At 67.9% G+C, this 20,307-nt stretch carries 27 protein-coding genes and 2 tRNA genes; 6 read left to right on the top strand and 23 right to left on the bottom strand.

Translation table 11 applies throughout. The annotated features are described in order from the left end of the window. The first annotated feature begins 35 nt into the window (after nucleotides 1–35). Both LC041_RS05800 and LC041_RS05795 read left to right on the top strand, forming a co-directional pair. Entirely contained in the window at nucleotides 36–821 is a 786-nt protein-coding gene (locus LC041_RS05800) for a glycosyltransferase family 2 protein (protein ID WP_226532005.1), read from the top strand. Next, a complete protein-coding gene (locus LC041_RS05795; RefSeq protein ID WP_226532004.1) occupies nucleotides 818–2,269 on the top strand; it encodes a hypothetical protein in 1,452 nt (483 codons plus the stop codon). The genes LC041_RS05800 and LC041_RS05795 overlap by 4 nt, the downstream gene beginning before the upstream one ends. 78 nt (nucleotides 2,270–2,347) lie before the next feature. Here LC041_RS05795 and glmM read toward each other — a convergent pair whose 3' ends face one another. The 4 genes from glmM to LC041_RS05775 all read right to left on the bottom strand — a co-directional run bounded on the left by glmM (nucleotide 2,348) and on the right by LC041_RS05775 (nucleotide 5,553). Beyond that, the gene (glmM, locus tag LC041_RS05790; protein ID WP_226532003.1) at nucleotides 2,348–3,706 is read right to left on the bottom strand and encodes a phosphoglucosamine mutase; all 1,359 of its coding nucleotides are present in this window, start codon (nucleotides 3,704–3,706) and stop codon (nucleotides 2,348–2,350) included. Nucleotides 3,707–3,720: 14 nt separating this feature from the next. Next, on the bottom strand, nucleotides 3,721–4,206 hold the full coding sequence (rpsI, locus tag LC041_RS05785; protein ID WP_226532002.1) for a 30S ribosomal protein S9: 486 nt from the start codon (nucleotides 4,204–4,206) through the stop codon (nucleotides 3,721–3,723). A gap of 27 nt (nucleotides 4,207–4,233) precedes the next feature. Then, nucleotides 4,234–4,680 carry a 50S ribosomal protein L13 gene (gene rplM, locus LC041_RS05780; protein ID WP_045263678.1) on the bottom strand — a complete coding sequence of 149 codons (447 nt, stop codon included), beginning with the start codon at nucleotides 4,678–4,680 and terminating at the stop codon, nucleotides 4,234–4,236. Nucleotides 4,681–4,884: 204 nt separating this feature from the next. Further along, the gene (locus tag LC041_RS05775; protein WP_226532001.1) at nucleotides 4,885–5,553 is read right to left on the bottom strand and encodes an endonuclease/exonuclease/phosphatase family protein; all 669 of its coding nucleotides are present in this window, start codon (nucleotides 5,551–5,553) and stop codon (nucleotides 4,885–4,887) included. Between the two features lie 229 nt (nucleotides 5,554–5,782). Here LC041_RS05775 and LC041_RS05770 point away from each other — a divergent pair, with 229 nt between their 5' ends. Next, complete coding sequence (locus LC041_RS05770; RefSeq protein WP_226532000.1) at nucleotides 5,783–6,070, top strand: WXG100 family type VII secretion target; 288 nt, start codon at nucleotides 5,783–5,785, stop codon at nucleotides 6,068–6,070. Nucleotides 6,071–6,149: 79 nt separating this feature from the next. Here the strand turns inward: LC041_RS05770 and truA are convergent, their stop codons facing one another. From truA to LC041_RS05750, 4 genes are all read right to left on the bottom strand, one after another. Beyond that, nucleotides 6,150–7,004, bottom strand: coding sequence for a tRNA pseudouridine(38-40) synthase TruA (gene truA / locus LC041_RS05765; protein WP_226531999.1), 855 nt, complete (start codon nucleotides 7,002–7,004; stop codon nucleotides 6,150–6,152). Between the two features lie 92 nt (nucleotides 7,005–7,096). Beyond that, nucleotides 7,097–8,635, bottom strand: coding sequence for an APC family permease (locus LC041_RS05760; RefSeq protein WP_226531998.1), 1,539 nt, complete (start codon nucleotides 8,633–8,635; stop codon nucleotides 7,097–7,099). 73 nt (nucleotides 8,636–8,708) lie between these two features. Then, on the bottom strand, nucleotides 8,709–9,356 hold the full coding sequence (locus LC041_RS05755) for a hypothetical protein (RefSeq protein WP_226531997.1): 648 nt from the start codon (nucleotides 9,354–9,356) through the stop codon (nucleotides 8,709–8,711). Nucleotides 9,357–9,486: 130 nt separating this feature from the next. Beyond that, nucleotides 9,487–9,855, bottom strand: coding sequence for a winged helix-turn-helix transcriptional regulator (locus LC041_RS05750; RefSeq protein WP_226531996.1), 369 nt, complete (start codon nucleotides 9,853–9,855; stop codon nucleotides 9,487–9,489). Between the two features lie 93 nt (nucleotides 9,856–9,948). On the opposite strand from LC041_RS05750, the gene LC041_RS05745 reads away from it, so the two are divergent. Beyond that, nucleotides 9,949–10,794 carry an SDR family oxidoreductase gene (locus LC041_RS05745; protein WP_226531995.1) on the top strand — a complete coding sequence of 282 codons (846 nt, stop codon included), beginning with the start codon at nucleotides 9,949–9,951 and terminating at the stop codon, nucleotides 10,792–10,794. A 52-nt stretch (nucleotides 10,795–10,846) separates the two neighbouring features. Here the strand turns inward: LC041_RS05745 and LC041_RS05740 are convergent, their stop codons facing one another. The 9 genes from LC041_RS05740 to LC041_RS05700 form a co-directional block, all read right to left on the bottom strand. Further along, the gene (locus tag LC041_RS05740) at nucleotides 10,847–11,206 is read right to left on the bottom strand and encodes a hypothetical protein (protein WP_226531994.1); all 360 of its coding nucleotides are present in this window, start codon (nucleotides 11,204–11,206) and stop codon (nucleotides 10,847–10,849) included. After that, complete coding sequence (locus tag LC041_RS05735) at nucleotides 11,203–11,823, bottom strand: hypothetical protein (protein ID WP_226531993.1); 621 nt, start codon at nucleotides 11,821–11,823, stop codon at nucleotides 11,203–11,205. Before LC041_RS05735 ends, LC041_RS05740 begins: the two co-directional genes overlap by 4 nt. Further along, complete coding sequence (locus tag LC041_RS05730; protein WP_226531992.1) at nucleotides 11,820–12,386, bottom strand: RNA polymerase sigma factor; 567 nt, start codon at nucleotides 12,384–12,386, stop codon at nucleotides 11,820–11,822. Before LC041_RS05730 ends, LC041_RS05735 begins: the two co-directional genes overlap by 4 nt. A gap of 124 nt (nucleotides 12,387–12,510) precedes the next feature. Beyond that, nucleotides 12,511–12,684 (bottom strand): CsbD family protein, encoded by a 174-nt coding sequence (locus LC041_RS05725; protein WP_226531991.1) that lies wholly within the window; start codon nucleotides 12,682–12,684, stop codon nucleotides 12,511–12,513. An 89-nt stretch (nucleotides 12,685–12,773) separates the two neighbouring features. Next, on the bottom strand, nucleotides 12,774–13,391 hold the full coding sequence (locus tag LC041_RS05720) for a hypothetical protein (RefSeq protein WP_226531990.1): 618 nt from the start codon (nucleotides 13,389–13,391) through the stop codon (nucleotides 12,774–12,776). Further along, the gene (locus tag LC041_RS05715; protein ID WP_226531989.1) at nucleotides 13,388–13,954 is read right to left on the bottom strand and encodes a DUF6286 domain-containing protein; all 567 of its coding nucleotides are present in this window, start codon (nucleotides 13,952–13,954) and stop codon (nucleotides 13,388–13,390) included. Before LC041_RS05715 ends, LC041_RS05720 begins: the two co-directional genes overlap by 4 nt. Beyond that, on the bottom strand, nucleotides 13,951–14,292 hold the full coding sequence (locus tag LC041_RS05710; protein WP_226531988.1) for a hypothetical protein: 342 nt from the start codon (nucleotides 14,290–14,292) through the stop codon (nucleotides 13,951–13,953). The genes LC041_RS05715 and LC041_RS05710 overlap by 4 nt, the downstream gene beginning before the upstream one ends. Beyond that, the gene (locus tag LC041_RS05705; RefSeq protein WP_226531987.1) at nucleotides 14,289–14,480 is read right to left on the bottom strand and encodes a DUF2273 domain-containing protein; all 192 of its coding nucleotides are present in this window, start codon (nucleotides 14,478–14,480) and stop codon (nucleotides 14,289–14,291) included. Before LC041_RS05705 ends, LC041_RS05710 begins: the two co-directional genes overlap by 4 nt. Further along, entirely contained in the window at nucleotides 14,477–14,920 is a 444-nt protein-coding gene (locus LC041_RS05700) for an Asp23/Gls24 family envelope stress response protein (protein WP_226531986.1), read from the bottom strand. Before LC041_RS05700 ends, LC041_RS05705 begins: the two co-directional genes overlap by 4 nt. A 186-nt stretch (nucleotides 14,921–15,106) precedes the next feature. Here LC041_RS05700 and LC041_RS05695 point away from each other — a divergent pair, with 186 nt between their 5' ends. After that, nucleotides 15,107–15,415 (top strand): hypothetical protein, encoded by a 309-nt coding sequence (locus LC041_RS05695; RefSeq protein ID WP_226531985.1) that lies wholly within the window; start codon nucleotides 15,107–15,109, stop codon nucleotides 15,413–15,415. Nucleotides 15,416–15,436: 21 nt separating this feature from the next. Here the strand turns inward: LC041_RS05695 and LC041_RS05690 are convergent, their stop codons facing one another. Continuing rightward, nucleotides 15,437–15,772 (bottom strand): L-rhamnose mutarotase, encoded by a 336-nt coding sequence (locus LC041_RS05690; RefSeq protein WP_226531984.1) that lies wholly within the window; start codon nucleotides 15,770–15,772, stop codon nucleotides 15,437–15,439. Between the two features lie 269 nt (nucleotides 15,773–16,041). On the opposite strand from LC041_RS05690, the gene LC041_RS05685 reads away from it, so the two are divergent. After that, nucleotides 16,042–16,578, top strand: a complete 537-nt coding sequence (locus LC041_RS05685) for a hypothetical protein (RefSeq protein ID WP_226531983.1) — start codon at nucleotides 16,042–16,044, stop codon at nucleotides 16,576–16,578. A 195-nt stretch (nucleotides 16,579–16,773) separates the two neighbouring features. Here the strand turns inward: LC041_RS05685 and LC041_RS05680 are convergent. The 5 genes from LC041_RS05680 to LC041_RS05660 all read right to left on the bottom strand — a co-directional run bounded on the left by LC041_RS05680 (nucleotide 16,774) and on the right by LC041_RS05660 (nucleotide 20,192). Beyond that, nucleotides 16,774–16,847: transfer RNA gene (locus LC041_RS05680), tRNA-Met, on the bottom strand. Nucleotides 16,848–16,881: 34 nt separating this feature from the next. Beyond that, nucleotides 16,882–16,953 (bottom strand) — tRNA-Thr (locus LC041_RS05675). Between the two features lie 68 nt (nucleotides 16,954–17,021). Continuing rightward, on the bottom strand, nucleotides 17,022–18,281 hold the full coding sequence (locus tag LC041_RS05670; protein WP_226531982.1) for a M23 family metallopeptidase: 1,260 nt from the start codon (nucleotides 18,279–18,281) through the stop codon (nucleotides 17,022–17,024). A gap of 121 nt (nucleotides 18,282–18,402) precedes the next feature. Then, nucleotides 18,403–19,197 (bottom strand): inositol monophosphatase family protein, encoded by a 795-nt coding sequence (locus LC041_RS05665; RefSeq protein WP_226531981.1) that lies wholly within the window; start codon nucleotides 19,195–19,197, stop codon nucleotides 18,403–18,405. Continuing rightward, on the bottom strand, nucleotides 19,194–20,192 hold the full coding sequence (locus tag LC041_RS05660; RefSeq protein ID WP_226532604.1) for a hypothetical protein: 999 nt from the start codon (nucleotides 20,190–20,192) through the stop codon (nucleotides 19,194–19,196). The genes LC041_RS05665 and LC041_RS05660 overlap by 4 nt, the downstream gene beginning before the upstream one ends. Between the last annotated feature and the right edge of the window lie 115 nt (nucleotides 20,193–20,307).

Genomic DNA, 20,307 nt, shown 5'->3' with positions numbered 1-20,307 from the left:
CTGTTCCCCGCGCAGCCCGCCACCCCAAGGATCCCGTGACCCTCCGCCATCTCGCCGTCGTCATGCCCGCCTACAACGAGGCCGAGGGCATCCAGAGCTTCATCGACGAGATCCGGGAGGCGTTGTCCCCGGTGGTCGACCGCGTCACCTTCCACATCGCGGACGACCGCTCCACCGATGGGACCGCGGCCGTCTTCGAGGACGTCGAGGACGTCGCGGTCGAGGTGCAGCCCCTCAACCGCGGGCACGGTCCTACCGCTCTGGCGGCCTATCGTGCCGGTCTCGCCGCAGACCCCGACGTGCTCGTGCACGTGGACGGCGATGGGCAGTTCCACGGCCGCGACTTCCCGCGGCTGATCGCCGCACTCGACGGCGAGAACGCGGATGTCGTCCACGGCGTCCGCGACGGTCGCACGGACCCCTGGTATCGCAAGGTTCTCACTGGGTCCGTGGGCCTTCTGATCGCGCTGGCGGCCGGGCGCCGAATCCCCGATGTGAACACGCCGCTGCGGGCCTACCGCACGTCGGCGCTGCGGGCCCTGGTCGAAGCCACGCCCGCCGACGCCACGGTGCCGCACGTGCACTTCTCGCTCGCGGAGGCTCGCGCAGGGTTCACCGTGCGCTATCTGCGGGTCGAGAGCATCCCCCGCCGAGGCGCTTCGACCACCGGGACGATGTGGGGACGCGGCGGCACCGTCGCTCTCCCGCCGAAGCGCCTGCGCCGGTTCGTCCGCATCGCGCTCGTCGAGGCGTGGACGCTCTCCCTGCGTCCGTCGGCTCCTCTGCGCTCCATTCAACGACCGGAGGCCGTCGCGCGATGACCCGCGCACGCACCATCGTGTTCTGGGTGGCCGCGGTCGCCCTGCTGGGCGGGCATGTCATCGTCGCCTGGCACAGCCTCGTGGTGTGGCCGTTCTGGGAGGACGAGGCGTTCAACCTCACCGTCCCTCGCAACCTGCTCGACGGACTCGGATACTCGAGCGATGGAGCCCTTTCCGGCTCGACCATCACCCCGTTCGACCCCCGCATCTCGACCGGACCGGTCGTGCTCCTGCCCGTCGCTGCGCTCCTCGCGACCGGAATGGACCCGGTGCTGGCGGCACGACTGGTCCCCCTGGCTTTCTGGGTGGCGCTCCTCGCCGGCCTCGCGGTTCTCGGACGACGGATCGGCGGTCGCTGGGCCGCGCTGCTCGCCGTGTCCGTGCCCCTCGCATTCACCGCCGGTGCCGGCGTATCGCCCATCCAAGGACCGGCCGACCTCCTCGGCGAGATCCCGGCCGCGGCCCTCATCGTGTGGGCGCTCATCGTGCTCCCCCGCCGGGCGTGGCTGGCCGGTCTCCTCCTCGGGCTCGCGATCCAGGCGAAGTTCATCGCGCTCCTCGCCCTCCCGGCCTTCGCGGTCGCCCTGTGGGCGCTCTCGGACGGCGCGGGGTGGGCACGCGTTCGGGAGACACTGCGGCGATCATGGCTGCCGCTGTTGGTGGTCGCCGCGCCGACGCTGCTCGTCGAGATGACCGCGCTGGTCTCGCTCGGGTTCTCGGGCTACGTGGAGCACCTGCGCGCCCTCGTGTACTTCGTCCGCAGCGGCGGGCAAGGCGATGCGGCGACCACCGTGCTGCAGAAGCTCGACACCCTCGCGGGGTCCTGGTCCCTGCCACCGGTGCTCGCGACGCTCGGTGCCCTCCTCGCCGTCGTGCTCGCCGTCGTGGGCATCCTCCGGAGGTGGCGCACGGCGACGGAGGCCGAGCGCGTCGTGATCGCGTACGCCCTCGCGGCGCTCGTCGGCGCACTCGCCTTCATCGGGTGGTGGGCCACCGCATCGCGGCTGCCGCTGTGGGTACGGCACCCCGCTCCCGCCGTCTACGCCTTCTTCCCTGTCATCGCCGCGGTCGCCGTCTGGTCCGTGGCGCGCTTCCCTCGGCGCGGCGCCGTGCGCGTCATCGGGGTCGTCGCGGTTGCGCTCCTGACCGTGGTCGTCGCCGGAGGCGCTGCCGCACACGTCGCGTCGTCGTTCGAACCGCGAACGCTCACGCTGGACCGTCAGCGGGCGGCCGTGGCACCCCTGAGCGCCTGGGTCACCGAGAACGATGTCGAGTGGCTCGCCGCGCAGCCGTGGGGTGCGGCGGTCCCTCCGATCGTGCTCACCGGCGCGCACGTCGGCCTCTTCGACGCACCGGCGATGGCGGGCGTTCCCCGGCTCACCGGTCTCGAGTGCTCGACGGAGACTCTCGTCGCCAGCGACCTCTACCGGATCTGCGCGGCACCCTAGAGCAAGGCCCTCACAGCGAACGAAGAACCGGCCGGGCGCTGAAAGCAGCGACCGGCCGGATCCGAGGGAATTCAGGGCTCAGAGCGCGAGACGCTCCTGGACGACCTCAGCGAGGCGCCCTGCGTAAGCGTGTACCGATTCGGCGTCGGCCGCCTCGACCATGACGCGGACGAGCGGCTCGGTGCCGGACTTGCGCAATAGCACGCGACCGGTGTCCCCCAGCTCGATCTCGATGTCGCGCACGGCCTGCTGCACGACCTCGTCCTCGGAGACACGGTCCTTGTCGACATCGCGCACATTGATGAGCACCTGCGGGTAGACGGTCATCACCGACGCGAGCTCGGCGATCGTCTTCTTCTGCCGCGCCATCTCGGCCACCAGGTGCAGCCCCGTGAGGAGACCGTCGCCCGTGGTCGCGTACTCGCTCATGATCACGTGGCCGGACTGCTCACCGCCGAGCGCGTAGCCGCCCTCGTTCATGTCCTCGAGCACGTAACGGTCGCCGACAGCGGTCTGCCGGACGGTGATCCCATGCTCACGCATCGCGACGTGCAGTCCGAGGTTGCTCATCACGGTCGCGACGAGCGTGTCGTCGGTGAGGTGACCGCGCTCCTTCATCGACAGCGCGAGAATCGCCATGATCTGGTCCCCGTCGATGACCTTGCCATCGGCATCGACGGCCAGGCAGCGGTCGGCATCTCCGTCATGGGCGATGCCGATGTCGGCGCCCAGGCGCACGACGGCCTCGGCGAGGTTGTCGAGGTGGGTCGAGCCGACACCTTCGTTGATGTTCAACCCGTCGGGATCCGCGCCGATGACGGTGACTTCGGCTCCCGCATCGCGGAACGTCTCGGGAGACACTCCGGAGGCCGCACCGTGAGCGCAGTCGAGCACGACGTGGATGCCTTCGAGGCGATTCGGCAGCGAGCCGAGCAGGTGAACGACGTAGCGGTCCTCGGCATCCGAGAACCGGTCGATGCGGCCGACGCCCGCGCCCGTGGGACGCAGCATCTCCCCGTGCATGGCCTCTTCGATGCGCTGTTCGACGACGTCGGGCAGCTTGCGCCCGCCCCGCGCGAAGATCTTGATGCCGTTGTCGGGCGCCGCGTTGTGCGATGCGGAGATCATGACACCGAAATCGGCGTCACGATCGGCCACCAGGAACGCGAGCGCGGGCGTGGGGATGACCCCCGCCTCGAGCACGTCGACCCCCGAAGAGGCGAGACCTGCGGAGACGGCCGCGGTCAGAAAGTGTCCGGAGACCCGGGGGTCCCGGGCGACCACTGCGGTGAGTCGCTTGCCCTCGGCCTTGCGAGCCTCCGCAGTACGGCCCTGGCCCAGGACGACAGCAGTCGCCTGGGCCAGGGTGAGCGCCAGGTCGGCGGTGAGGATGCCATTGGCGAGTCCTCGCACGCCGTCCGTGCCAAAGATCGGCATCGGAGCAGTGGACCTTAACGCTTCGAGTACTGAGGCGCCTTGCGGGCCTTCTTGAGACCGGCCTTCTTGCGCTCCTTGACGCGAGCGTCGCGCGAGAGGAAGCCGGCCTTCTTCAGGGTCGGGCGGTTGTTCTCCGCGTCGATCTCGTTCAGGGCGCGGGCGATGCCGAGGCGCAGCGCACCGGCCTGGCCCGAGTCGCCGCCACCCGAGATACGGGCGATGACGTCGTACGCACCGGCGAGGTTGAGCGCGGTGAACGGGTCGTTGATCAGCTGCTGGTGCAGCTTGTTCGGGAAGTAGTCCTCGAGCGTACGGCCGTTGACCGTGATGGTGCCCGAACCGGGGACGAGGCGCACGCGGGCGATGGCCTGCTTGCGACGGCCCACAGCGGCACCGGGGACGCTGAGGACGGGGCGGGGAGCCGCCTCGACCGTCTCGGTCTCCGGAGTCGACGTCGAGAAGTTCTGGGGGGTTTCGGTGGTGTCCTGGATGTCAGCCACGAGTATGTCCTTAAGTCTTTACGGCGCTTACTGGGCGACCTGGTCGAGGGTGTACGGCGTCGGCTGCTGCGCGGCGTGCGGGTGCTCTGCACCGACGTACACCTTGAGCTTGGACAGCTGCTGGCGCCCGATGCTGTTCTTCGGGAGCATGCCACGGATGGCCTTCTCCACGGCGCGGACCGGGTTCTTCTCGAGGAGCTCGGCGTAGGTGACCGACTTCAGGCCACCCGGGTAACCGGAGTGACGGTAAGCCAGCTTCTTCTGGAGCTTCTGACCGGTGAGCGCGACCTTGTCGGCGTTCACGATGATGACGAAGTCACCCGAGTCGATGTGGTTGGCGAAGGTCGGCTTGTGCTTGCCACGCAGAAGAGTGGCGGCGTGCGAGGCGAGGCGGCCGAGAACGACGTCGGTGGCGTCGATGACGACCCAATCGCGCTGGACTTCGCCAGCCTTGGGGGTGTAAGTGCGCGTCACGATAGTGCTGCTTTCTTGTGTCGAACGGAGAAGTTCGTGAATCCCACTCCGGGGTGGTTCTTCCTCTCAGGCTCATCGAGCGGGCAGAGAGGGGAACACGCCAGTGGAGGGCTCACGTTCGGACGATGCCCTCTCCCGCACGCGGGCAAAGGCACCAAAGGGAAATCATACGCCACGTGGTGCGGTATGCCCAAACCGCACTGCTCAGTCGGGCTTGACGGTCACGAGGATCGGCCGGTGGTCGCTCGCCCCCTGGGGCAGTGTGGTGATGCGCTCGATCTCGAATCCGGTCGACGTCGCGAAGTCGTAGTGCCCGCGGAAGACCCGATAGCGCGTGTAGGTGTGGTCATCGCTGAGCGACAGGGCGTAGCCGTGGTTGCGGACGGCCTGACCGAGGTTCTCCTTGAAGACCGGGTAGTTGTAGTCCCCGACCATCAGCTGGGGCAGACCCTCGCCCAGCGAGGCGAGCTCGGTGAGCGCGGCACGGATCTGGTGACGACGCAGCGAGTTCAACGCGGTCAGCGGCGCGGCGTGGAACGAGGCCACGATGAAGTCCCGGCCGTCGTCGATGTCGCGCAGTCTCGCCCCGAGCACGCGCTCGTGCGCGGGCTTGGCGATGCGATCATGCAGCGACTTCTTCAACCCGAGCATCCGGATGGACTGCAGATGGTAGGTGCTCGCGCGGTAGAAGAGAGCGATGCCCAGCCGATTGCCCTGCGTGGCGTCCGCGAGCACGAGATCGCCGATGCGGTCTGGAAGGTCTGCCACGTCGCACTCCTGCAGGCACAGGATGTCGGGGTCGTGCTCGCGCACCAGCGCGGCGAGCTCGACGGCGGCGCGGTGCTTGCGGAGGTTGTACGAGATGACCTTCATGACCGTTCCACGCTACTCGCCCCTGCTGTGCCCCTGCTCCGGATCGCCGAAGGTGGTGCTGTGGCACCGCGACGGGCAATGCGCTCGAAGAGCCTGCGTACGGGATCGCGTCGATGCGCGCCTCTCGTGATGGGGAGTTGTGCCCATCGACGGTGTTGGTGGTGGGCCCGTAGGGTGGTGGTGTTCGGGCCGGAGGGGTCCGGTTCTTTGATTTGCGGAGGTGTGGGCGATGGCCGATTTCGGTGCGTCTTATGCGGAGATGGAGCAGGTGGCGGGTTCGCTGTCGCAGGCTCGTGATGACATTCAGGGGCAGTTGGATACGTTGAAGGGTCAGGTGGACACTCTTCTGGGTGAGGACTTCAAGACGCAGCATGCGTCGGGGAAGTTCGGTGAGGGGTACACGGAGTTGACGACGGGTTTGAAGACCGCGGTGGACGGTATCAATGACATGTCGGAGTCACTGCTGGGCATGATGCGGGCGATCCAGGATCTGGATCAGCAGCTCGCCGGCAGCTGACACACAGCAGGGTTTCGTGGAGAGGGTCGACCAGGACGGTCGGCCCTCTTCCGTCGTTCACGGGGCGTGCCGCCGTGCGTCAGTCGCTGCCGCTCGTCCCGTCGCGACGCGCCCGCGTCTGCTCGGCTCGGGTGGCAAGCAGATCGTCAGCGGGGTACCCGACCTCCGTGAGGATGAGTCCGCGCGCGGCCAGGACCTTGAACTCGCTGGTCCTGGTGAGGCGATCGCGCAGCGTCACGAGGTCGTCGACGTCGAGGCGCCCCTCCCCCACGGCCGCGCAGGCGCCGACGAGCGCCCGCACCATGCTGTGACAGAACGCGTCGGCCTTGACCTCGGCGACGAGCACGCCCTCGGCGTCGCGCTCCCACCGGTAGTCGAGCAGCGTGCGGATGGTCGTCGCCTCCGCGCGAGGCTTGCAATACGCCGCGAAGTCGTGCAGGCCGATGAGCGTGCGCGCAGCGGCGTCCATGGCCTGCTCGTCGAGACGACCGCGGATCGTCGTCGTGTCCAGGCGACGCAGGGGATCGAACCCCGCCACCGCGTCGGCGAGACGGTAGCGGTATCGTCGCCAGACGGCCGAGAAGCGCGCATCGAACCCCTCCGGGGCGATGGACGTGCGCGTGACCGTCACATCCGAGTACGCACCGAGCACGCCCCGCATGCGACCCGCGATGGTCTCAGCGGGCTCCAGCGGCGCGCGCCCCTGACGGGACTCGATGCGTGACCACTGCTTCTCGTCGAGGTCGACGTGCGCCACCTGACCGCTCGCGTGCACGCCGGCGTCGGTGCGTCCGGCGACGACGAACTGCACGTCGGAGCCGACGATCCTGGCCAGCGCGGCCTCGAGCGTCCCCTGCACGGTGCGGAGCGTCGGCTGCTTCGCCCACCCGCGGAAGTGGGTGCCGTCGTAGGCGATGTCGAGCCGGATGCGCACGCAGCAAGCCTAGGACAAGCGCCCAGAACCCACCGGGCACCGCTCAGAGCTCGACCAGGATCGCCTTCTCGTCGCGGGTAGGTCTGTCCGTGTCAGATGCCCCCGTCGATCGATCGGATCGTCACGGCAGGCTCATCGGGAACCATCACCTCGGTGTCGCGGTTGAGGCTCTCGCCACGGAAGAACCTCTTGGACCGGGGGAACAGATACCAGACGAACATCAGCACCAGGCCGAACGCGAGCGAGCCGACGCCGATCACGAACGTGCCGCCGATGCCGAACAGCACGGTGTAGCCGTAATCCACGTCCCACATGTCGATCGCGGACTGCACGAACGCCCAGGTCAGCATGAGCCCGCCGAGGAGGGGGAAGAGCCCCTTGAAGAAGAACTCCCGCGGCGAGGCGGTCAGGTCCTTGCGGAAGTACCACACGCTGGCGAACCCGGTGATGGCGTAGTAGAAGGCGATCGCGAGGCCGAGCGACAGGATCGAGTCCTGCAGGATGTTGTCGCTGATCAGCGTCATGCCGATGTAGTAGAGGGAGGCGACCACGCCCATGACGATCGTCGAGAACGACGGCGTCTTGTAGGTCGGGTGCACATCCTTGAACTTTGCGGGAAGCGCACGGTAGACCCCCATCGCGAGCGTGCCGCGGGCCGTCGGCAGGATGGTGGTCTGCGTCGACGAGACCGCCGAGATGATCACCGACACCACCAGGACCCACCCGAACGGCCCGAGGAGGCCGTCCTTGATCGCGAGGAAGAAGTCGTCCGCGTTCGCCTCGTTGCCGAGCCCCGTACCGTCTTCCCCCAGTCCGGCGTACATCATCGCGGCGATCGTGACCGCGACGTACGTGAAGAGAAGGATGACCGTCGTGAGCAGTGCGGCGCGACCGGGAATGCGCTTCGGGTCCTTGGTCTCTTCGTTCAGCGCGAGGCAGGTGTCCCACCCCCAGTAGATGAAGAGGGCGAGCAGGATCGCCTCGGTGAAACCCGACCAATCGGTGAAGGCGAAAGGATTCAGCCAGTCCCAGTCGAACGGCGTCGGGTTCGGGGCCGTGCCGGCGAAGAACTGCCACAGCGCCGTGACGACGAAGATGGCCAGCGCCAGGTACTGGATGCCGAGCAGGATGTTCTGAATGCGCTCGCCGATCTCGACGCCGCGCCAGCTGACCCATGTCATGGCGGCGATGAACGCGACGGCGACGAGGACCACCCGCCAGTCGTTGTTCTCCAGGTCCTGACCGATCAGCGACCAGAAGTAGACCGAGGCGATCTGGGCCAGGTTGGCCAGGACGACCATGCCGGCGACCGCGACGCCCCAGCCGCCCATCCAGCCGACCCACGGCCCGAAGGCTTTGGTGCCCCAGGTGAAGGTGGTGCCGCAATCGGGCACCGCGTTGTTGAGCTCGCGGTACGCGAAGGCGATCAGAAGCATCGGCACGAACGCGATGATGAAGGCGATCGGAGCCTGTGCTCCCACCGCGAGCACGACGAATCCGAGCGTCGCGACGAGCGAGTAGACGGGGGCGGTGGAGGCGAGACCGATGACGGTCGATCCCCACAAGCCCAGCGTTCCCGCAGCGAGACCCTTGCCATCGGGTCGTTCCAGGTGAATCGGCGTTGTCGACATGATGTGAACCTAGGGCTGTGAGAGAGGCCGGGTCAAGAGTCTGCGCGCGCAGTCCCTGGCTCGTCGTCTTGGCCTACGCACACGTGATGATCGGATTCGATAGCGCGATGTCGTCATTGGCGCCGAGGGCATCGCCGCGCGGCCGAGGCGGAATGAGGAAGCGATAGGTCAACGTGATCATGGTCGTTGCCGCCGGCGCCACATAGCTGAATCCGATTTCCTGCGGGCCGAGGCTCGGAAGCAGGTTCGTGCGGGTATCGCCCTGCCACTGCAGGACACCGTCGATGTTGATCTGGACCTGTTGGAACCGCGTGTTCGCGTTGTTCACACCGTTGCCCCACCGCCCCACGCCCTGCAACGCGAAGGAGTACGTGGTCCCTGGCGTCACGGGGATCATTACATCGGTGATGACGTAGGCGAGCGGGGTATTCGACGAGGGCGCGACAGCAATGCTGTCTTGTATCGAAACGAACCCCGATACCCCGGCCATTGACCGGAACCACCCGTTCGTCCCGTTCGAACCGCCCGGCGCTACGAGCCCTTGGCCCTGATTCACCCACCCTCCCCAGTCTGCTTCCGCAACGACCGGGCACGGGGCGATCACGCTGGCCGCCAGGAGCGGCGTGGAGATCGCCGCCGCGATGACGGGAAGCGACCAGGCCGCCCCCACGATCGCACTTCGCCGGTCCGGTGACCTGGGGGTCTCGAATGCGCTGTCCATCGGGTTCCTCGCAGTTGACCAAGCGCCCCGAACGGAGAAGTTATCGCCAGCCGATGGCCACGGGTGCTGCCAGCAAAGCACTCGATTCCCACGGTGGGCGACCCCTAGAACTGCGGGTTTTGACTGCGTATCACCCCGAGCGCCCGAGCATGCCGTCGGCATGGGCGGCGACCCACTCCATCAGCGGCAGCATCCGCTCCATCAGGTCGCGCCCGAGCGGCGTCAGGCTGTACTCGACGTGCGGTGGCACGGTCGGCAGCGATTCCCTGTGCACGAGTCCGTCGTCGGCGAGGGTGCGCAACGTCGAGGCGAGCATCTTCTCGCTGATGCCGTCGACCTCACGACGCAGTGCGCCCCAGCGGTGGGTGCCATCGGACAGACACGACAGCACCAGGACGCCCCACTTGCTCATGATGTGGTCGAGGACGACACGTGTGCCGCAGTTCTGATCAAAGGCGAAGGGCGTCGATTCCTTGATCTGAGCGAAACTTACCGTCATGTGGGTACCTTACTTCAAAGTGGGTACCTGCAGATCGGAATGCGGAAAGGCCGCCCCGCGGTTGTCGAAGGTGTCATCAACGAAAGGACTCCCATGACCATCCTCGTCACCGGCGCGACCGGCAACCTCGGCCGCCTCATCATCGACAGCCTTCTCCAGCGCGGCGCGGACCCGCAGTCGATCATCGCCGGTGCCCGCGACACGGCGAAGGTCGCCGATCCGCGCGTACGCACCGTGCACCTCGACTACACGGACGCCGCGTCCGTGACCGCCGCCGTCGACGGTGCGGACACGGTCATCCTGGTCTCCGGATCCGAAGTCGGCCAGCGCGTGCCCCAGCACCGAGCGGTCATCGACGCGGCGAAGGCCGCCGGTGTCACCAAGTTCGTCTACACGAGCGCCCCGAAGGCGACCTCGAGTGATCTGGTCCTGGCACCGGAGCACAAGGCGACGGAGGAACTCATCGCCGCGGCGGGACTGCCCGCGGTGATCCTCCGGAACAACTGGTACACCGAGAACTACGCGGCCGACCTCGCACGGGCCGCCGAGACCGGTGTGCTCGCCGCAGGTGCCGGAGACGGACGAGTCGCTTCGGCCAGCCGCAAGGACTTCGCGGAGGCTGCCGCCGTCGTGGCACTCGAAGACGGCCACATCGGAGAGGTCTACGAGCTGGGCGGCGATGTCGCATGGACGTACTCCGATCTCGCTGCGGCCGCCGCCGAGATCACCGGACGCGCGGTGTCCTACGTCCCGATCTCGTTCGACGATCAGGTCGCGGCGCTCCGTGAGGCCGGCCTCGACGAGGACACGGCCGGATTCGTCGCCGCGCTCGACGCCGGGATCAAGGGTGGCGCGCTCGCCCACACCGACGGCACACTCGCCCGCCTGATCGGCCGCCCGACCACTCCGCTCCTCGAGGGTCTGCGCGCGGTCGCCTGAGCGGCGCCGCGCTTCCGAGTGCCGCTCTCGCCGGGAGCGACACTCGGACGCCTCATGGCCGCTCTGTCGCCTCTCGGGACTGGACGTGCACCACAGTGAGGGTGATGCTGTCGCTCCCCACACCGTGTGCGGCGAGCAGCGCATCGACGGCGGCATGGACGGCACGCAGCGTCTCGCCCGCAGGCGTGTCCTCGTCGACGCCGATGGACGCCTCGACCGCGACGCCGTCGCCCGACGGGACGACCGCGACGATCGGCTCGTCGTCCTTGCGGACCCCCAGCGCCGCCGCCCCGACACGAAGCAGGTTGGAGATCAGCGATCCGGACCGATAGACGCTCCGGACACCCGGGGTCGCGCGCACCGTCTCCTCGATCGACGTCGCGAGCTGCGCGCGTGCCTCTGGCGTCATCATCCCTCCTCGGTCCATGACGACACCTCCCGGATGTCTCGGATCGCGATGTCGATCGCGACGATGTTCAACTCGGTGTGGACGCGGAGACCGCGGTCGATCTCGGTCCTCAGCTGCTCGGCCGCCAGCGGTATCGACTGCCCGTGCACCGCGCTCGCGTCGACCTCGACACGGATGGGTGCGTTCGGGATCGTGACATCACCCTCGAGTCGGCAGCGCCCGATGAGCAGTCCGGGCACCACCTTCTCCGCCGTGCGGATGAGACCGCGCACCGCACCCTCGGTGATCCCGAGGTCCGCCGACGGGGCGGCGGATGCGAACGGGATGCGTCGGCCCGCACGGGCGTCGATCGCGATACCGCTGAGGATGCGGTCCACCCAGTTCTGGTCGACTTCCGGTTCGGCCGCGGTCTCCACGGCGATCAGCTCGGCACCGAGCCCCTGCAGGCGCTCCAGTGCGTCCAGCGCCAGCTGGCAGCCGGGCGACTCATCGATCGAGCGATCGGCGGGCTGCCTTCCCGCCTCGAGGTAGTCGGTGAGCTCGTCGAGTGTGTGCCCGTCGAGATCGGTCGGTGCCAGGCTGAGCCTGCGGGCCTTCGGCGTCTCTCTGTCGTCGGTCATCGCCACTCCTCCATCCGTACGATCATGAATCTGCGGGCTCTTGCAAGCAGCCCCCTTGACGTGGAGACCGGAATGTCGAGCTCTTCCGCGATCTCCTCGTAGGAGTAGCCGCCGATCTCCCGGAGGATCCAGGACTCTCGCTGAGCATCGGGGAGTTCCCGCAGGGCCGCCCCCAGAGCCGCGACGCCCGCTCGCACCTCGACCACCGCAGACGGTGAGGCGTGCAGCGGCGCCGGTCGGTCGATCGAATCGATGTCGACCGCCGGCCGGATCGCGCGTATGCGGTCGACCGCCTTCCGACTCACGATCCTCATCAGCCAGCTCTTCACCTTCGCCGGGTCCTCGAGTTCACCGAATCGCTGCCAGGCGGTCACGAACGTCTCCTGCACGATGTCGTCCACATCGGCCGAGGCGTTCAGCATCCGCTGCGTGTACGCCCGCATCATCGGCGAGTACCGACGCACGAGCACCGCGAATGCCTCGACGTCTCCGTCCATCGCGCGACCGGCGACGATCGCATCGTCCGCGTGCTCGAGCGCTCTGCGAAAGCGTTCGTCTTCCATTCACCCCACCCCTCGATCCGCTCCTCCAAGAGATTCGGAGCGGACACCCGATCAGATCGGATCATTTCGCACCCGTCTGGGAGAGATCGGGGAGAGGCCCGCGCGAGCCTCTCCCCCGCTCCCGTCACTTCTTGAAGGCGTCCTTGACGTCCTCTGCTGCGTCGCGGACGCTCCCCTTGGCCTGCTCGGCTTTGCCCTCGGCAACGAGCTTGTCGTCGTCGATTACCTTGCCGACGGTCTCCTTCGCCTTCCCGGCGACCTTCTCCGCAGCGGCCTTGATCTTGTCTTCTGCGCCCATGGCGTCTCCTTTCCTCAGCGACCTCGGGTCTCGAGGTCGGATCCTCACGCGGTACCTCCGCGTGGTGGTCTCTTCGGCGATCGCACGGCCTACTGCACCCTCGTCGGCGACCGGAAGGCATCACGCCACCGGCGATCGGACAGGTGCACCAGGATCGGGATGCGCGCGCCCAGGAGCTCGTCCCACTCCCGAACGGCCTTCTCGGTCGCGGCGATGATCACACCGAGGGGGGCACCAGGCCGCACGGTGATCGCCAAAGCGACGGCATGCCTCCTTCCGACGCGGTAGGCAGCCGTACGGGCTGAGAGCACGTCGTGGCGGCGGATCAGCGGCGCCGTCAGCACCTCCTCGGCCACGTTCCGATCGACTGTCGTCCGCCCACCCGCGACGTCGACCTCGAGCACGGCCTTCGACCTCCCGCGTCTCCGCGTGGCGAGGAACGCGATGAGGGCGACGATCAGGAGCACCGCCGTTGCCGCCGTGAGCAGCAGGAGAGCGGAGACCGACCCGACGCCCGGGATCTGCCACGTCCACCCTGCAGCCGCTTCCACCGCAGCGGGCACCGCGGATGCCCGCTGCTGAAGCCATCCGGGCGCTTGCCCGCCGAGGAGCATCCCCGCGGCGAGCGCGACGACACCCATCGCCAGCAGGAACATGCCTGCGACGAAGAGGAGCAGTCGATTGGCCAGGCGGTTCGTGAGGTTCATGCGATCACCCCGTGCTCGTCCACGCTGACGCGGGGAATCGCAGGGAATCCGATTCCCGAGAGAACATCCTTCGCTGCCCTCTCGGCTCCGAACCGATCGACGGGGACCCCACTGGTCGGCGTGATCCTGACGGTGACGTCCCGCCTGCCGACGGTCACGGCGACGCGTGCGCGATCGACTCCGGCGCGCCGAGCCACAGCCTCCGCGACCGAGTCGGCGATCACGCCGTCGTCCACGAGGAGGGCCGTTCGCTCAGTCGTGCGTGCACGACGGCGGCGACGGCCCGGCAGCACGGCGAGCGCGAGGAGCACGAAAGCGAGAAGCACGAGGACAGCGCCCGACGCGAGGGGCGCCGCTTGCGCCGTCGCTCCTGCGGCGAGCGCATCGAGCTCTCGAGCGACCCTGTCGCGGAAGGCGGCGTCGACAAGCCACCACGCTCCGCCCGTGAGGAAGGCGAGGGCCGACACGACCCCGACCACTGCGACCACCGCAGCCGGAACGGTGCGAGGCGCGTGCGTCTCCCGGCGGAGCACCCGCCGGTATGTCGCCTGTTCGTTCGTCATCTCACCCTCTTCTCCGTGCTGCGTCGGACGCCGGAATACTGGATGTCCACGGTGCTGACCTCTCGGGCGGCCAGCATCCGCATCTTCTCGATCAGGTCCCGCCGAAGCTCTTCCCCGCTGTCGATCACATTCCGCGCCTGCCCCGGAGTGACCGGGACGGTGACCGCGATCCGCACTGCGCCACGCCGATCGGACAGCTGCACCCCGACGTCTCCGGTGGACACCCGGGCGGCGTCGTGCACGATGCCGACGGCGAGTCGTTGCAGCGCGCGGGCCGTGATCGTCGTCGTCCCCGCGACGGCGTCCTCCGGTGCCGGAGGTACCACCCCGTCGGTCATGACGAGGAACGCCGGCCCCGGAAGACCTCGGCGAGCGCGCGGACGTCGAGCCGACCGTCGATGATGCGGCCGGCGACCGCTCCGAGCAGCATCGCCAGCGCCACGAGCAGGAACGCCCAGAACCCCAGGACCACCCAGGTGAGCGCCAGCACTGCGGCGGCCGCCGCGCCGATCACCGAGGCACTCACTGGACTCGCGCCTCCTGCGTGCCCTCGTCCTCGTCGTCGGAGGGGATGTGCACGTCGTTGACGGTCACGTTGACCTCGGCGACTTCCATGCCCACCAGTTCCACCATCGCTCGGTGGATGGCCGCACGAACCTCGTCCGCCACCTTCTGCAGCGAGACCGGGTACTCCGCGACGATCGTCACGTCGACGGCGACCTGCGTCTCACCGACCTCGACGCTGATCCCCTGAGAGAGGTCGGTCGTGTTGAGGGCGTCACGGATCGCGCCGACCATGCGGGCGGCACCCCCGCCGAGCGCATGGACACCCGCCACCTCGCGGGCGGCGATCCCGGCGATCTTCGCCACCACCGCATCCTCGATCGTCGTCTTTCCCGCAGCAATCCCCGGCTGCGGTGCGACGGCCTGAGCCTTGGGCTGGGCGCCACCAGTCACGTTCGCCATCTTGAGCTCCTTCATCCATGTGTCCGCCTCCGTTGCAGAGCGCGGGCCGCAGGTCAGCGACACCACTAGGACGGATATCGGCCGACGAACGTCACAAAATGATCCGAAGAAGTCTCGGGCGTCTGTCAAGGGGCTCCCGCTCCGAGCGCCGATCGCGCATGCTTCACGGTGGGGACAGCTAGGAGCATGATGGAGCACGATCCGGACCGAAGGTTCAGCCTGGTGCAGGTCAGCACGACGGACTGGGCGATCCACGATCTGCACTACCCGGCAGACGACCATCGCCGTGTCGTCTGCACGATCTTCGAAGACGCTCCGACCGAGGTCGAGGTCCTGTGGCGGCGCGATCTTCCGCTCGCGTTGCGCTACTCGTCCGCGGAGGAGGTCCTGCACGCGGTGCGACGGTTCCAGGACGCGTCACGTGCGACGCGACCGATCCAGATCCCGCATCTCCCGCCACGGCGGTCGGGCCCCGGTCGGGACTCCTCCCGGTGACACGCGACCGCCCTGGTCTGCTCAGCCGCCGGTTGCGCGCTGCTCCGAGAGCGCCCAGACCTGTTCGATGGGTGCGAACGCCTCTTCACCATCCGGGCCGTGGAAGCCCTCGACGAACCGCCCGATGTCAGCCTGCCAGGCATCGTTCGCCGGCGAAGCGTTGACGATACGCATCGCCGCCTCGAAGTCGTCGCAATCGACGAGGTGGAAGAGGTTGCGCCCCGAGCGCCAGATGGTCCAGTCGTGGATGCCCGCGGTGCCGAAGAGTTCGCGGAGGGATTCGGGGACCCGGGCGTGATGGGTCCGGTAATCCTCGATTGCTCCCTCGGCGATCACTGAATGCAGGGCGACGCGCATACTTCTCCTCGTGACGACGTTCACAGGACATGATGACCGCGCGCCGGGAGCCGTGTCAAGAAAGGTCGGATGTTTATGCGTGTCGACGGCTAGGGAGCGGAAGCGGATACGACAAAACCCCCCCGGAAGTCCCGACGGCGCAACCGGCCGCTAGGCCGGCCTTGAAAGAGGATAGAAAGTTCTCACAGCGCGACACTTGAATCAGCAGCCGGGCCACGAAACTCACACGACCAAATCGATGCGTCCGAAGTGCGGTCTACGGTTGAACGGTGATCTTCCGCTCTGCCGATCGTGTCTACGTCGACGAGTCGAAGGCCCGCGGGTACTACGTCGTTGCTACTGCCTCCGCAGTCCGCGACGTTGAGGCATCCGAACGGGCACTGCGCAGTCTCCTCAAGCCGGGTCAGCGACGCATCCATTTCAAGAGTGAGAGCGATAGTCGACGACGCCAGATCCTCTCCCGAATGTGCACTCTCGGCGTGCGCGTGTCCGTGTGGGTCGTCAAGCAGCGGTCGGACAAAGAAGCGCGGCCGTTATCCCTTGGCGCACTCACTGAGGAGGCCGCCCGCGTTGGTGTGGCACAGCTGATCATCGAACGAGACGAGTCCCTCGAACGCGCCGACCGCCGACTGATCGCGGAAGCCATCCGCCATGGTGGATCATCGGAGATGCAGTATCGGCATGTCGCTCCGCACGAACATCCGCTGCTCTGGGTGAGTGATGCCGTCGCCTGGTGCTACTCGAACGGCGGCGACTGGATCCGTCGCGTCGAGGCGATCGTCGAGTCTCGGGTCACCCGACTGTAGAAACACGTGAGCCTGGCTCGTCATACCGTCCGGAAGACTGCCAGGCTCCGAGGGCTAATGCCCGCCGTGCTTCAATCGTACCTCGGCGGGTCCGCATCTGGCCAGCGCGATGCATTCTCGACCCCTCAAGCGGCACAACCTCCCGGACTCACCCGGATACGACAAAACCCCCGGAAGTCCGGGGGTTTGAATCTGTAGCAGGAGCGGGGCTTGAACCCGCGACCTCACGATTATGAGTCGTGCGCTCTCACCAACTGAGCTACCCTGCCGCACGGCATCCGTCCGTGTGGGAGGAATGCTGCGAGCCCCGAGTCAGGATTGAACTGACGACCCCTTCCTTACCATGGAAGTGCTCTGCCACTGAGCTATCGGGGCGTGCTGCCCGCGCGGGGCAACCGTACGAGAATACCATCACTGTGGCGTCCCCATGAAATCGAGCCGGGTCAATACGAGGTGCGACCGGCGTTCGCCTTGAGCCACGGCATCGGATCGATGGTCGAGCCGTTGACGATGAGCTCGAAGTGCAGATGGGCTCCGTAGGAGCGTCCGGTGTTGCCGGTCTTGCCGACGATATCGCCGACCTTCACGGTGTCGCCGGCCTTGACCTGCAGAGATCCGTACTGCATGTGCGAGTAGTGGCTCGTGATGACCTGACCGTCGATGACGTGGTCGATGTAGACCGTGACGCCGTAGGCGGCACCCTGCTCGGTCGCGATACGGACCGTGCCGTCGGCGATCGCCTGGATGGGGGCGCCGTCACCGGGAACGAAGTCGATGCCCTCGTGCAGACGCCCGCTGCGCATGCCATAGCCGTAGCTCATGCCGACCCCGACGAGGAACGGCCACTGGATGGCGGCATCCGGGTCGTTCGTGAACACCTCGCCCGAGTAGTTGATGCCCTGCTCAGCGGCGACCTCGACCAGCGAGACCGTGCTGAAGTCGTCCGAACGAGCGAGGGGCTCGTTCTCGACCGCGCCCGGCGCGACGAACGCCTGAATCTCTGCGGCGGCGGACTCCTTCGCGTCGGATGCCGCGGCCGAAACCAGCGAGGTGGGCGCCATCGCGGTACGCCCCTGCACCGCGGCCACAGCCTCGGCGGGAAGCGTCATGGAGACGGCGAGGAGCCCGGCGAGGCTCATCACACCGACGGTCGCACCGACGGTGACGATCTTGCGGATGTTGCGCGGGCGGCGCGGGGCGACGTGCGCGGGGACACCGGCCCCCTCCGGCTCCGACGGCGCCGGCTCCGACGTCCGGACGGAGGCGGGTACGACGGGGACCGAGCCGGTGCGGAAGGCGCGCGAGGCGCGCTCGAACTCGTCGATGTCATCTTCGGGCGCGGCGTCTGCGATGGATTCCGTCGACTCGACCGGAGTTGCGACCGTGAGGGGCTCTGCAGCCTCGACGGGCTCGTCGGCGGTGTCGACGACGACCGGTGATGCCGGGACATCAGCGATGATCGGAGCGGGGGTCTCGGCGATGAACGGCTCAGCCGGCGCTTCGGCGACGTCCGCGCCGGCCGCCTGACGCTGGCGAGCAGCGCGACGAGAAAGAGGAGCGACAGCGGCGAGGGCGACGGCCGTGGCATCCGCCGTGGAGAGGGGTCCCGTCGTTCCCGCCGCAGAGGCCTCGGAGGCCGCGTTGCGGAGTCGGCTCGACCGGCGCGTGGGCGCAGGGGTAGCCTCAGGATTTTCGAAGGGCAAAGCGTTTCTCTCGGGTCGTGCGTCAGCTCGGGGGCGCAAACTCAGACTCTCACCTTCGGGTGGTGAGAATAACGATCGGATAAAACACTACCCTGGCCACCCTGGGAAAGCCATGGATCATTCACTTTTCGGTGTCCAGGATCGCGAGCAGTCGGTCGTGCACGTCGCGGCCACCCGCGATGATCATCGGCCGCGGAGAGTCGACCTCGATGCGTGACACGACTCCACCCGCCTCCGAGACCAGGAGCGCACCGGCGGCATGGTCCCACGGGCGCAAGCCGCGCTCGAAGTATCCGTCGAGTCGACCCGCAGCGACATACGCGAGGTCGAGAGCGGCCGCTCCCATACGACGGACGTCACGCGCCATCGGCATCACCCGCGCCACCGTGGCGAGGTCGCCCTCGTGGGTTGCCGGGTCGTAGCCGAACCCGGTCCCCAGAAGCGCTCCGGCCGGGGTCTCCTGTGTGACCGCGAGCCGAGCGCCCTCGGACCACGCCCCATGCCCCCGTGCCGCGGTGAAGATCTCACCGAGCGCGGGTGCGTTGACCGCGGCGGCGAGGGCTTCCCAGGATTCCGGGTCGGGCTCCCCCCGGACGGCGGCGATGCTGACGTTGTAGGCCGGGATGCCGTACGCGTAGTTCACGGTGCCGTCGATCGGGTCGACGACCCAGGTGATCCCGCTCGTCCCGGCTTCGGCTCCTGACTCCTCGCCGAGGAAGCCGTCCTCGGCACGGGCGGCGCGCAGACGTTGGCGGATGAGCGCTTCGACCTCACGGTCGGCTTCCGTCACGATGTCGGCGAGCGTCGACTTGGTCGCCGCCAGGCGCACGCCCTCTTGCCGCCGCCTGTGCGCGAGCTCCCCCGCTTCGCGCGCGATCTCCGTCGCGAGCTCGCCGAGGTCTCCGACGAGGGTCATGGTGCGGGCTGCTGCGGTGCGGGCGGTTGCGGCGCGGGCGGAGGCGGAGGGAACGCGGAGGGTTCCTGTCTCGGTGCCGGGGGCTGCTCCACAGCTCCGGGCGTGGGCGGCAGCGTGTGCACACCGGGGGCCGGCTGCGGTGGCGCGGGGTTCGCGTACGCCTGCTCGACCGGCTGCGGTACGACGGGGAAGCTCGCCGCCGGAGCCGCCGGGAGCGACTGTTGCGCGGTGACTGTCGGGTACCCGGTGTAGTAGGCCGTCCAATCGGGCGACGAGTCGGGCAGCACCGGCAGCGGCGTGATGCCGTCGGCATAGGTCGGCCAGGACGGCGCAGCCCCGACGCCCGGCGCGGCGGGTGCCTTCTTCGGCGCGAAGAGCGCGTTCAGGAGCGGGATGAGCGTGGTGCCGACGGCGACGAGGATCGTGAGCGCGACGACGATCCGCCAGTAGAGGGCGCCGTACTCGAAGGTGTTGGGGAAGGCGAGGAAGAACACGAGCATGCCGACGAGCCCGGCGAGGAAAGTGATCGTGACGATGTAGATGACGCGCGTGAACGTGGTGACGTAGCGCTGGGCGGCCGGTGTGAACAGTCGCACGTGCACGAGCGCGAGCTGCAGGATGCCGATCACGAGCAGCAGTTGGAAGAAGCGCTCGGCTCCGAAGTACATGCCGTCTTCGGGGAGCCAGATCTTGACGGCGCCGACGAGCAGCGCGACGATCCAGCTCACCATGCTGGCCAGCTGAAGCCAGTCAGGACGGTTCGGCGCGAGTCCTGCTTCGGCGATCGCGATCCCTGCGAAGGCCGCCAACAGGAGGATCGTGAGGAACGCTCGGCCGATCAAGCCGTCCTGATCGCCGATGAGCACCCAGACCACGCACACCAGCGCGGCAGCGATCAGGGCGCCGATCGCGATCCACAGGGAGCCTCGGATCAGCAGCGACATGTTCTTCTTCTCACCCTGCGGCTGCGGGGTGGTGATGTCCGGCTGGGACATGGCGATCCTCTCGTCGAGCGGCGATGCCTTCATCCTGCCACGGCCACCGACGGATGCCGCGGGCACCGCACGGGTTGGGGAAAGTCGCCTCCGTGCTGCGGCGGAGCAGAAGAAG

The sequence above is a fragment of the Microbacterium paraoxydans genome, assembly GCF_020524545.1.
Classification (GTDB): domain Bacteria; phylum Actinomycetota; class Actinomycetes; order Actinomycetales; family Microbacteriaceae; genus Microbacterium; species Microbacterium paraoxydans_C.
Note: the sequence above shows the minus strand (reverse complement) of the source record. Positions and strands in the feature narration are given on the sequence as shown.